We start from the raw sequence: 11,746 nt of genomic DNA on the forward strand, positions 1-11,746 counted from the left end.
AATACGGATATTGTTTTTCCTTTGCATTACTTTCTATTTATTGGAGAAAATCAAATACTCCCAAGGGTTCAATTGTTTGGTCATTTCTAGGGCCAAATCAGTTTTCTCGCCGGAGAAGACATCCGTAAAACTCCCAACATAAGCATCGCCCTCCAATGTAATTTTTTGCTTTGCGTTCGAAAGATTGATTATCGCAACAACCTTGTCCCCATCCTTCTTACGGAGGAAGGCATACACATTTTCGTCGTTACCGGTCGGGATTTTCACCAGATCACCACCATGTTCCCCGTTCCAAAGGGCTTTGTTGCGATGCTTGAGGTCGAAAAGTGTTTTATAAAAACCGGCATATTTAAAATCGTCCCATTCGATTTCATCCTTTTTAAAGAATTCATATTGCTTATCCACGGCAGATTCCATTCCCGTGTATAGTAACGGCATGCCATCGAAGGTCGCGGCGAGAACGGCAAAGGCCAAATGGCCCTCTCCAAAACGCTGAAACTCGGTTCCGGCCCAAGCGTTTTCGTCATGATTGGAGGTAAACTGCATTTGGTAACCTCTATTGTACAGCGAATCACGATGCGCCAGGGAACGGTCAATATCCAAGGCGGTCTTTTTCTCGGGCTCGGCTTCTTTTCCCTCTACCACGTTTCCCTTTTCCAAGGCCGCTTCTACCTGATTTACCCCTTGGGTCGCTGCAATCTTATTGAACAAGGAATGCATAGACCATGCATAATCCATAACAAATGCACCGTTGTTGACTATGGCGGGAACTTCCCCCTCCGACAACATAAAAACGGGTTCAATGGCGTACAGTGCATCCGAGCATTGTTCCCAGAAATCGACAGGAACGCCATGGGCCACGTCTACCCGGAAACCATCTATCCCGACCTCCTTTATCCAAAATGACATCGCATCAATCATTCCCTTGCGCATTTCGGGATTGTCGTAATCCAGGTCGGCTACATCGGTCCAGCCCCAAGGTTCGCCCGTTTCAGGATTTATGGGATCCGTAATGTTTCCATCTTTATCCTTCGTATACCAATCGGGGTGTTCGGTTATCCATTTGTTGTCCCACCCCGTATGGTTGGGCACCCAGTCGATAATGACGTACATGCCGGCATCCTGAACGGCTTTCATCATATGCTTGAAATCATCCAAAGTCCCAAAATCGGGATTCGTATCATAATAATCGGCTACGGCATACGGACTGCCCAATTCGCCTTTACGATTCTTTACGCTTACCGGATGTATGGGCATAAACCAAAGAATATCAAGGCCCATTTCCTTTAAACGCGGAATATGCGCCTCAAAAGCCTTAAACGTACCCTCGGGGGTAAAATGTCTAAGGTTGACCTCATAGATAGTGGCATTTTTGTGCCAATCGGGTACATTTGGCTTTTCGTTGGATATCGTTTGGCTTACCGATTGATCGGCAGCAACTTCTTTTGCCCTTTCTTTGCAGGAGACAAATACTATCGGGAGTGAAAAAAGTAATGATATTGTTAGGCTCTTCATTTTGTAGTTTTTTAATTGTTCGTTATCAAAGTTGTATTAACCGACCTCTTTCACTTCAATGGTAGCTTTATCATCCACCAATAAGGTCAGCAGCCCGGAAATGATCATGGCAAGGCCCCCGACTATCAGCGCGTAAATAGTTTTCCCGTCGAAAAGCCCACTGACCATAAAACCTAATATAGTGGCAGCAACCATCTGTGGGATTACAATGAAAAAATTGAAAACCCCCATGTAGTAGCCCATTTTCTTGGCAGGCAAGGCACCGGCCAACATCGCATAGGGAATCGACAAGATACTCGCCCAGGCAATTCCTACCCCGATCATAGAAACAGTAAGGAGTTCCGGCGATTTGATAAAATAGATGGAAATCAGACCTAGGCCACCCAAAATCAGGGCAATCAGGTGTGTAATTTTCCGACTGGTCTTTTTGGCCAAAACGGGAAGCAAAAAAGCAACGAGAGCTGCCACCCCATTGTATACCGCAAAAAGCACGGTAACCCAATCGGCCGCATCATTATACATTTGGGAGGTAGTTTCCGTGGTGCCATACACATGACTTGTGACTGCCTGGGTGGAATAGATCCACATTGAAAACAAGGCGAACCATGAAAAGAACTGAACATAGGCCAATTGTTTCATGGTTTTGGGCATATAGAGCAAGTCGGTCATGATGACAACAAAACCGGTTCTCCCTTTTGCGCGTCTTACCCAAGATGCGATAATGAATAAAAGGCCAACTATAAAAATACCTACGGAGAGCACATACAGTTCTTTGTGAAGCTGTGCATGGTATAATCCTAAAGTACCCAACGCACCTACTATTGCCATAGGAATTCCGAAGGCATTTAGTTTTTTGATCCGTTTTAGATTTTCTTCTTCCGTTATCGGAGGTGCGGCCACGGCCTTGTTTTCCTCAAAAGCCTCCAGTTCTTCCGGGCTATATTCCTTGGATTTAATTACCGTCCAAAGCACGGCCATCAGAAAAACAAAGGCGCCTACATAGAAGGACCACTTTACAGAGTCGGGAATGACCCCTTCGGGAGCCGTGTTGCTGATGCCCATCCAATTTGTAAACATATAGGGAAGCATGGATCCGACAACCGCTCCGATGCCTATAAAGAAACTTTGCATGGCGAACCCTAAGGTGCGCTGATCTGAGGGCAGATTATCGCCTACAAAAGCGCGAAAGGGTTCCATAGAAATATTGATAGAGGCATCCATTATCCAAAGCATGCCTGCGGCCACCCAAAGAGCAGGGGAATTGGGCATGATACAAAGGGCGAGGGAGGCTAAAATAGCCCCGGCCAAAAAATAAGGCCTTCGTCGACCGAGCCTCGTCCAAGTGCGATCACTAAAGTATCCAATCAAAGGTTGCATGACCAAACCCGTAACGGGAGCTGCAATCCATAAAATGGGAATGTCGTCGACATTGGCTCCAAGGGTTTCGAAAATCCGTGATGTATTTGCATTTTGGAGGGCGAAACCGAATTGAATACCTAAGAAACCGAAACTCATGTTCCAGATTTCCCAAAAACTTAATTTGCGCTTTTTCATAATAGTATGGCTGATGTATACTATTTTGACAAGCAAAACTTGTCAAAACTTAAGAGGAGAAGTAAAAATATAAGTTTTGACAGATTCTAAATATAACAAATTTTTTGGAATCTCCTATCTAGGATAACCTTTTGGTAGATTCACGCTCAACCAAGGTAGTTTTTATGATTTGAGTAAGGTGGGTAAATTCATCTTCCTTTTCTTCCAGTCGATCAATGAGCATTTTTGCCGAGATTTCCCCCATTTCCGTACCGTGCTGCGCGATCGATGAAAGCGAGGGGGTCGCACACTTGGAAAGGATTCCGTCGGTGAAGCCTATGAAAGAAATATCATCAGGGATTTTAAACCCTCTTTTTTGTGCTATTTTCATAGCCACCACAGCAAAATATTCGTTTACGGCAAAAACGCCATCAAAATGCTGTGAATCAAAAAGTTGGTTAATTAGTATTTCGCAATTCTCGATGTCTTCAATTTTGATCGTCAAATTGGGCTCTATTGGAATACCTTGTTTTTGCAAGGCTTTTTCATAGCCTTCGGTACGAAGCTTTCCAACGCTTACATAATCGACCGTGGTAATCAACGCGATTTTTCGGCATCCGGTTTCCAGTAAAAAACTAACCGCTTCGAAAGCAGCTTGTGTATCATCTACAATGGTCTTGTCACAATCAATGTCGTCCACCACCCTGTCGAACATGACCAGGGGCATACCTTGATCCATGACTTCGTTGAGATGGTGATAGTCTTTCTTTGCCTGAGTTCCTTTGGAAAGTGATACAAGAAAACCATCAATGCTACCGTTGACCAAGGTTTGCATGTTGACGACCTCTTTTTCAAATGATTCGCTCGATAAACAAACAATGACGTTATAACCTCTGGAATTCGCGACTTTTTCAATTCCCTCAATGACTGTCGTAAAAAAATGATGTACGATTTCAGGAATGATTACGCCGATGTTTTTGGTGCGCTGATTTTTAAGGCTTACTGCGATACTATTGGGCCGGTAGTTATGCAGTTTTGCAAAAGCCTGAACTTTTTTGCGGGTATCCAAGCTTATTTCCTTATGATTCCTAATGGCCTTGGAAACCGTAGATATCGAAATATCCAATTCCTTGGAAATTTGTTTTAAGGTAACGAGCTTTTTCATTAGTTTATGCCTACTTCAAGCGAACTTAATCATTACAGGAACACATTTCGAATTACTTATCAACACGAAAACGTTTGCAATTCAGAATTTAAGAATTCTGTATTTTTTACAACAATATATTTATATATTTTTAAGGGGAGAAGTAAAAATATAAGGTTTTGGCAACAACTAAGTTAACTGTTCAAAATCGATAGCGTTTGTTTAGTTTAAGTTTTTTGAGTAAAAATAGCCCACTTTACCTTTAGGCGGAGTGCGCAATTTATTGTATGATTTGTGGACTTCTAATAAATTCTAATATTCCATCTTCACTAATTGATTTCCTACTTCTTTTTCTGGTTCTTCTACATAAAATGATTTCTCAAAAGCGGTTATTTTGGATATTGAAAATTTCAAACATTTCATAGCGGATTTTTTAGATATAGTACTGTCTTGTAAAGGGTCAATTAAACTAAACTATTGGAAAGAGATTGGAAATGGGGCAAATTTAAAATATGACATTGTACCTTGAGTAAACTGTCCCTTAAAATGGCAGTTTAAAAGCACACCCTTCTCTGTTTAAAAACAAGGAAAGAACTAAATATCTTTCGATTAGGGTCCGTTAACACTAAACGAAAAACCCTATTTTAGGCTTAGTTTTAAAAGGTCCTAGTCCTTATCCCAAAAAATAAAGTGATATCCAAACCCCTCATAGCCCACTTTGAATCCTACCTCCCTTTTGAAGAGGCCGAAAAAGCATTGATCGAAAGTAGGGTTTCGCGTCGTAAGGTAAGGCACAGGGAGCTGACTCTTACATCCGGCGAGATTTGCAGGTATTACACATTTGTCGTTTCGGGTTGTTTTCGAATGTACATCACCGATGCCGAAGGCAAGGAGCACAACATCCTGTTTGCCGCCGAGGGCGATTGGATTTCCGATATCGACAGCTTTCACGCCACCACTCCAAGCCACTCCAATATTCAGGCCTTGGAAGTTTCCGAAATTATCCAAATCGCCCAGGAAGACCTATACCATCTGTACCTCAATATATTAAAGCTCGACCGTATTTTTAAGGTTATTACCGAGGAAAAATATGTGGAGCTCCAAAACCGAGTGTTTCAGAACATCAGCTCCACCGCACAACAGCGGTATCTGTCCTTTTTAAAACAATATCCCAACTTGGCAAACCGACTTCCGAACACCCAAATCGCTTCTTATCTGGGCATTACGCCCGAATTTTTGAGTATGATCCGCAAGGAAATAACCCTAGGGCACTAACCACGAGTTCCGCTAGCCGAATTTCTTAAACTAGTTTAAGGGTTGCACTTCACAATTCTTCCAAACTTTGTACTGCAAATAAATAAAACACTTAAACATGAAAAAATATCTTTTACTCATAGCGGTCTTGGGCCAATTTGTAAAGTCTTACGGTCAAACTTTGACCTATAACGATCGTACTTTCGAAATCGTAGCCGTGCACGCCTCTGTGGTCGAATTTGAAGGAGAGGAGGTCATAAAGGTAGAGCGCGATCTGGAAGCCCTTCCTTTCGATATTAAAAAATTGGGAAGCACTGTGGATGAGCCGACCTATGTAAAGCTTAAAGGTTTGAATTTGGAAAATGGCGTGGTCGAGGTCAAAGTCCTCAGTAGGTTACAAACACCATCTCCTTTTCAAGGTTCGCAAGGATTTATCGGACTGGCTTTCCGCATCAATGATGATGACACAGCCTTTGAATCGATTTATCTTAGACCCAGGGTCGGTAGGTCAGGGGATCAGTTCGCACGGAATCATGTGGTTCAATATTATGCCTACCCGGATTTTAAGTTCGACAAACTTCGCGAACCCGAATACAGGGGGCAATATGAAACGTATGCGGATATCGCCTTGGATGAATGGATTACCGTGCGTATCGAGTTTCAGGATAAGAAAGCAAAACTCTATTTGAACGATCAGGAAGCCCCGGCATTTATTGTAGATGAATTGTTGGGAAGTACGACTTCAGGAAGCATAGCACTTTGGGTGGATATTGGAACTGTTGGTTACTTCAAGGATTTAAAAATCAAACAATGAGAGCCGTAGTCCTACACCAGCCCGGCCAAGCCGAAAACCTTAAAATCGAGGAACGGCCGATTCCCCAACCTTCGGAAAACGAGGTGTTGATACGGGTGCGTGCCTTTGGCCTAAACCGCTCGGAGTTGATGACCCGAAAGGGACTTTCGCCATCTGTCAAATTCCCAAGGGTTTTGGGTATCGAATGTGTGGGCGAGGTGGAAGAGGATCCTTCGGGCCACTATCCAAAAGGCCAAAAAGTAATGGCCTTGATGGGCGAAATGGGCCGGGCCTATGACGGCAGCTATGCGGAATATACGGCCGTACCGAAACACATCGTCCATCCCTTTGAAAGTACCTTGACATGGAAAACCTTGGGGGCCATCCCCGAAATGTTCCAGACTGTTCACGGGTCCTTGCATTTGGCGTTAGGCATACAGCCCGGGGAGACGTTGTTGATACGGGGCTGTACTTCCTCGATAGGGATGCTCGCCACCCAAATGGCCAAAAACCTTGGTTTGACTGTAATCGCTACCACACGAAATCCGAAAAAGGAACGATTGCTGCTGGAAAACGGGGTCTCACAGGTCGTTATCGATAATGGGGTTATCGCTCCCAAAGTCAGAAAGTTATTTCCAAATGGAGTGGACAAAGTATTGGAATTGGTTGGAGCCTCAGTATTAAAAGACTCCCTGCAATGCGTCGGGCAAGGCGGTACTGCCTGTATGACCGGCATGCTTTCCGAAAGTTGGAGCCTAAAGGATTTTTCTCCGATGGAGTTCATTCCCGCTACCGTCAAGCTGACCGTCTATGACAGTGGACAAGTCCGCAGCCCGGCTACCGCCTTTCAGGAATTTATCCACGATGTGGAAACAGGCAAGGTCAAACTGGGCATCGGAAAGGTCTTTCGGCTTGAAGAAATCGTTCAGGCTCATCAACTTATGGAAAGCAATAGCGCTAATGGCAAGATTGTGGTGTTGACTTGAGATTTCTTAGAAAAAGTGAATCATATCCCCATATTTTCCGCCACCCGAAACTTTACCATCTCGGCAATTAGGTCAATGGGAAGGGGTTTATCGAAAGGAAACTGCACCGAGCCTTTGCCCTGTTTGTACGAGGAAAGTTCTTTTTTAAATTTTGTGTGTCCCGATGGGGTGGCATAAAACCCGATATGGCTTTGATAGCCACCAAAATAAACCAAGGGCTTTTTGTTCAGTTTGTAGGCGGGCATGCCATACGAGATACTTTCCACGGCCTCGGGGGCATTTTCCTTTATGATTCTCCGCGTCAGTTTCAACCGTTCGCGGATGTCTTCTGAAAATTCGGAGATGTATTCGTCAACCGTGGCGGATGCTTTTTTCATAAAATCAATTTAACGACCTGAATTCCTGAGGCGAATGCCCCACTTTCTGCTTGAACAACCTGCTAAAATGCTGTGGATATTTAAAACCCAGCTCGTAGGCGATCTCACTGACCGATTTGTTGGGATCAAAAACCTTTTCCTTGGCCACTTCGATAAGCTTGGTTTGAATATATTCTTGGGCGGACTTTTCAGTTTCCTTTTTCACCAAGTCACCAAAGTAATTGGGAGACAAGTGTAGTTTGTCGGCAAAATAGCCTACGGAAGGCAGTCCGTGGGTTTTAGGTTTCTCCGAAGAAAGATATTCGTTCAGCAGAACATCGAATCTTTCCAAAGAACCCTGATGCGCAACTTCGCGCGTCAAAAACTGCCGATCATAGAACCGAAGGCAATAATCCAAGAACAGTTCTATGTTGGCCACGATCAGTTTTTTGCTATGCTTGTCCAGGTTCTGTTCCAGTTCGAACTGGATCTTGTCCAAAACGCTCAAAATTACCTTACGTTCCTTAGTGGATAGGTGCAAGGCCTCATGAGTGGAATACGAAAAGAAATTGTACTGGTGCATTTTCTTGGCCAGTTCGGTGCCCAATAATAAATCGGGATGAAAGAGCAGCGCATATCCCATAGGGACATAATCGGGATCGTATTCGCCCAGTTCCACCAGTTGCCCAGGTCCCATGAAGACGAGTGTGCCCTCATCATAATCATAGTCCTTGCCACCATAATGTAGCTTACAGCCCTTGGCATCCTTTAGGAAAACGGCATAACAATGATAGCGAAAGGCATCATAGGGTTCGTTGGTATATTTGGTAAGGTCGACTTTATCAAAATCCACAATACTGACCAAAGGATGTAACACTTCATAATGCCGCAGCTTGCAATAGTCCGATACCGCCTTGATTTCCAAAATGTTCTTCATTTCACTTTCGATTTTAAACTAAAGATAAGCGATTGATTTACAGTAAATCAAGAGGCTTGGCGAAAATCCGTAATAATGGTATGATTATCCGTAATCTAGGTACTTCTATTGGACTTCTTCGGTCTTACTTTCGTGTCATGGAATTCAAAACCTGTAGAGTATAACAAAGAAAGTATGAAAACACTATTGATTAAAGCATCGAAATATGATAGGTCAACCGTATTGTTGACTTTCCTTGCCTTGCTACTGGTAATGGAACGTTTGCAGAGCCAAGTAACCACTGACAGCACGGAAAATAAAAAATACCAAGCAAAGGCACCCCCGACCCAAGCTTTTGGAGCGGAGGCCTTTGATCCGTCTGACAAGACCACCTTGCGATGGCTTGGCATGGGGGGCTTTTTCATCAACAGTAGGGGCACTACCATGATGATCGACCCACTTCTCAAAGGTTTTGATATGCCTGTAATGATAGAATATCCAATAAAAACCGAAGAGGTTCCCAGTTTAGATGCCGTATTGGTCACCCATGCGGACAATGATCATTATAGTGTACCAACAACTAACGATTTGTCAGAAGTTACCAAGGCTTACCACAGTACCCAATTTGTCGGCTCGTTGTTAAGAAATGAAGGTTTGCCGGGCATGGGCCATGATATTGGCGATGTTTTTAAGTTTGGGCCCGTAAAGATAACGGTAACCCCTGTAGACCACGCATGGCAAAATGCCTATCCGGGTACAAGCCCAAGAAAGTTTAAGGATGAGGATTCCTGTGGATTTTGGATAGAAACCCCTGACGGCACCATTTGGGCAACGGGAGATTCCAAATTGATGCCCGAACACCTTACCATGCCCACACCCGATGCTATTCTGTTCGATTGGTCGGATAGCGAATGGCATTTTACCTTTGAAGGTGCCGTAAAATTGGCAAATGCCTACCCGAATACCATCTTGCTACTCAATCATTGGGGGTCGGTCGACGCTCCCGATTTTCCTCCTTTTAATGCCGATCCGAAAGACTTGAATGATGTTGTGGTCAATCCGGAAAGGATTGTGGTATTGGCACCCGGCGAACCATTTACCCTCGAACGCTTAAAAAAGTAATTATGATGAAGTATTTTCTTTTGCCTGCACTTGCTATTTTACTTGGTGCCTGCGGGGGTTCGAACTCCGTTCAACAGATTAATGGGGAGGCTGACACGGTATTGATGGACGTTTTTAAATCCGGGGATGTTGATAAGCTCGATAAAATCGTTGCCGATGATTTTGTAAATCATTCAAGAGAAGGGCAAGTTGGCCTGGATAGCCTAAAGCTTTCAATAAAAGGCTTTCATCTGAACATGAAGAATCTGAAGATGGAGGTAATAACGAAAATGGCCAATGATGACTATGTTTCGAATTGGGTGCGTTTTACCGGTGGCAACCCTACTGTTTTAATCGAAGGTATAGAGGTTACACGTTATTACGATGGTTTGGCGAAGGAACATTGGTTTTTTCCAGGCTTGCAGGATAATCGGTAAAAATGAAAAACACTTTACACATACTACTATTCTTATTTTTGGGTATAGCCATCGGAAAAGCTCAAAAAGAGGACGGGAAATTCCTTGATGATTTTCGGGGAACGGCCAGCGTTACCCATAACGGTATTTCGTTGGTTCCCTCCTTTTCTTTAGGTGATCCAGCTTTGCTTTTCGATTTAAAGTTTACCAAAGGAAGATTGAGTTTTGAACCCGATATGCGTTTTGCTCTGGAAGGAAAACCTTGGTCATTTCTGTTTTGGTTTCGGTACAAGGCCATTGAAAAGGAACGGTTCTCATTACGCGTGGGGGCGCACCCGGCATTGAACTTTAGAACAGTGAGCATCATTCGCGATGGCCAGACCGAGGAACTTTTGGAATCACGAAGGTATGTGGCCGCAGAGGTGGTGCCCAATTATAAGGTTTCAGATAAAGTAAGTGTCGGAATGTATTATTTGCACGGCCGTGGTTTTGACGAAGGGGTCAAGGAAACCAATTTTTTGGTTTTGAACGCCAATTTTAGCAACATCCCCATTTCAAAAAACTACTATTTCAATTTTACGCCACAAGTCTACTACCTTACCACCGATGACCTCACAGGATATTACACCGCAGGTTTCCTGACCTTGGCTAAAAAGGATTTTCCGCTTTCGATTACGGCCATGGTCAACAAGGGTATCGACACACAGATTTTACCTGATGACGATTTTACGTGGAGTATCCTTTTGAACTATAGTTTCCCCTCGGGAAGAAGAAATGTGAATGGTAAACGAAAAATATAAAAAGTTTATTAAATCTTTAAAAATCAAAACCATGAATCCTTCAAAATTTCGAATTGCCTTCCTACTGGCCTTTTTATGGGCTATGGCCTTCCTCAACTATACAAATGCCCAGGATGCCATTTTTCCAATTGGCGAAAAAGCCCCGAACATTCACCATACAGGGGATATCTGGCTGCGGCATGTCATCGATGCCGATGAAACGTTTGATTGGAGCGTGGCCCAGGCCGTATCCGCTCCCGGAGCGAAACTGAACTGGCACCTTCATCCCAAAGGGCAGCAGTTGTTGATTACCCATGGCGTGGGACTTTATCAAGAAAAAGGCAAGGAAGTGCAAGTGCTTCGGGCCGGTGATGTGGTAAAGTGCCTACCGAATGTGGAGCATTGGCACGGTGCGGCTCCCAATAGCCCGGTAACCTATCTGGCCATAAGCGGCGACGCACCTACGGAGTGGACGGATGAACTGACCGATGAGGCCTATAATGCCATTCCGTCACCCGAGTTGAAAGATGCCGACATCGAAACCGAAATCAAGGAACTTTCCCAACAAAAATGGCAATGGATGGCCGACAAAAATGCAGATAAGCTTGCCGAACTTTTTCATGATAAGGCAAAATTTGTTCATATGGGTGGTACTTGGGGAAAAGACAGAGAGGTAGACATAATCAGAAGTGGATTTATCCATTACAAAAATGCGGATGTCCATGAAGTAATGTTGGAAGTACTAAACGAAAATACTGTAATACTTTGGAACCAAATTACACTATTGGCGGTGGTTGGCGAGAATGAGGTAACCACTCCCTTCATGGTCACGGAAGTCTATGTTAAAGAAAACGACAAATGGAAACTGGCCGATTTGACTTTTAGCAAATTGCTGGTCAGGAAATAAATTATATAGTAGTTTTAAGCAAAGAATTACGAATCTTAGATGGCTA

The 11,746-nt window shown here is 43.7% G+C and carries 12 protein-coding genes; 7 read left to right on the forward strand and 5 right to left on the reverse strand.

Annotated features, from left to right (window positions below):
• Positions 1-33: 33 nt before the first annotated feature.
• The 3 genes from HPE63_RS14200 to HPE63_RS14210 form a co-directional block, all read right to left on the reverse strand.
• The gene (locus tag HPE63_RS14200; RefSeq protein WP_188314958.1) at positions 34-1,515 is read right to left on the reverse strand and encodes an alpha-amylase family glycosyl hydrolase; all 1,482 of its coding nucleotides are present in this window, start codon (positions 1,513-1,515) and stop codon (positions 34-36) included.
• 36 nt (positions 1,516-1,551) lie between these two features.
• The gene (locus tag HPE63_RS14205; RefSeq protein ID WP_188314959.1) at positions 1,552-3,069 is read right to left on the reverse strand and encodes an MFS transporter; all 1,518 of its coding nucleotides are present in this window, start codon (positions 3,067-3,069) and stop codon (positions 1,552-1,554) included.
• A 118-nt stretch (positions 3,070-3,187) separates the two neighbouring features.
• Positions 3,188-4,213, reverse strand: a complete 1,026-nt coding sequence (locus HPE63_RS14210) for a LacI family DNA-binding transcriptional regulator (protein ID WP_188314960.1) — start codon at positions 4,211-4,213, stop codon at positions 3,188-3,190.
• Positions 4,214-4,882: 669 nt separating this feature from the next.
• On the opposite strand from HPE63_RS14210, the gene HPE63_RS14215 reads away from it, so the two are divergent.
• The 3 genes from HPE63_RS14215 (at position 4,883) to HPE63_RS14225 (ending at position 7,225) form a co-directional block, all read left to right on the forward strand.
• Positions 4,883-5,467 carry a Crp/Fnr family transcriptional regulator gene (locus HPE63_RS14215; protein ID WP_188314961.1) on the forward strand — a complete coding sequence of 195 codons (585 nt, stop codon included), beginning with the start codon at positions 4,883-4,885 and terminating at the stop codon, positions 5,465-5,467.
• Positions 5,468-5,564: 97 nt separating this feature from the next.
• Positions 5,565-6,260, forward strand: a complete 696-nt coding sequence (locus tag HPE63_RS14220; RefSeq protein WP_188314962.1) for a LamG domain-containing protein — start codon at positions 5,565-5,567, stop codon at positions 6,258-6,260.
• A complete protein-coding gene (locus HPE63_RS14225) occupies positions 6,257-7,225 on the forward strand; it encodes a zinc-binding alcohol dehydrogenase family protein (RefSeq protein ID WP_188314963.1) in 969 nt (322 codons plus the stop codon). Before HPE63_RS14220 ends, HPE63_RS14225 begins: the two co-directional genes overlap by 4 nt.
• A 20-nt stretch (positions 7,226-7,245) precedes the next feature.
• Here the strand turns inward: HPE63_RS14225 and HPE63_RS14230 are convergent, their stop codons facing one another.
• Together HPE63_RS14230 and HPE63_RS14235 are read right to left on the reverse strand one after the other, a co-directional pair.
• The gene (locus HPE63_RS14230) at positions 7,246-7,602 is read right to left on the reverse strand and encodes an iron chaperone (protein WP_188314964.1); all 357 of its coding nucleotides are present in this window, start codon (positions 7,600-7,602) and stop codon (positions 7,246-7,248) included.
• Between the two features lie 4 nt (positions 7,603-7,606).
• The gene (locus HPE63_RS14235) at positions 7,607-8,518 is read right to left on the reverse strand and encodes a helix-turn-helix domain-containing protein (RefSeq protein WP_188314965.1); all 912 of its coding nucleotides are present in this window, start codon (positions 8,516-8,518) and stop codon (positions 7,607-7,609) included.
• Positions 8,519-8,692: 174 nt separating this feature from the next.
• Between HPE63_RS14235 and HPE63_RS14240 the strand changes: the two genes are divergently transcribed.
• From HPE63_RS14240 to HPE63_RS14255, 4 genes are read left to right on the forward strand one after another with little or no spacing between them, the layout of a single operon-like run.
• Complete coding sequence (locus HPE63_RS14240; protein WP_223198175.1) at positions 8,693-9,619, forward strand: MBL fold metallo-hydrolase; 927 nt, start codon at positions 8,693-8,695, stop codon at positions 9,617-9,619.
• Positions 9,620-9,621: 2 nt separating this feature from the next.
• On the forward strand, positions 9,622-10,035 hold the full coding sequence (locus HPE63_RS14245; protein ID WP_188314966.1) for a nuclear transport factor 2 family protein: 414 nt from the start codon (positions 9,622-9,624) through the stop codon (positions 10,033-10,035).
• 2 nt (positions 10,036-10,037) lie between these two features.
• The gene (locus tag HPE63_RS14250) at positions 10,038-10,814 is read left to right on the forward strand and encodes a hypothetical protein (protein ID WP_188314967.1); all 777 of its coding nucleotides are present in this window, start codon (positions 10,038-10,040) and stop codon (positions 10,812-10,814) included.
• 31 nt (positions 10,815-10,845) lie between these two features.
• Entirely contained in the window at positions 10,846-11,700 is an 855-nt protein-coding gene (locus HPE63_RS14255; RefSeq protein WP_223198176.1) for a DUF4440 domain-containing protein, read from the forward strand.
• The last annotated feature ends 46 nt before the right edge of the window (positions 11,701-11,746 follow it).

Source organism: Maribacter arenosus, from assembly GCF_014610845.1.
GTDB lineage: Bacteria > Bacteroidota > Bacteroidia > Flavobacteriales > Flavobacteriaceae > Maribacter_A > Maribacter_A arenosus.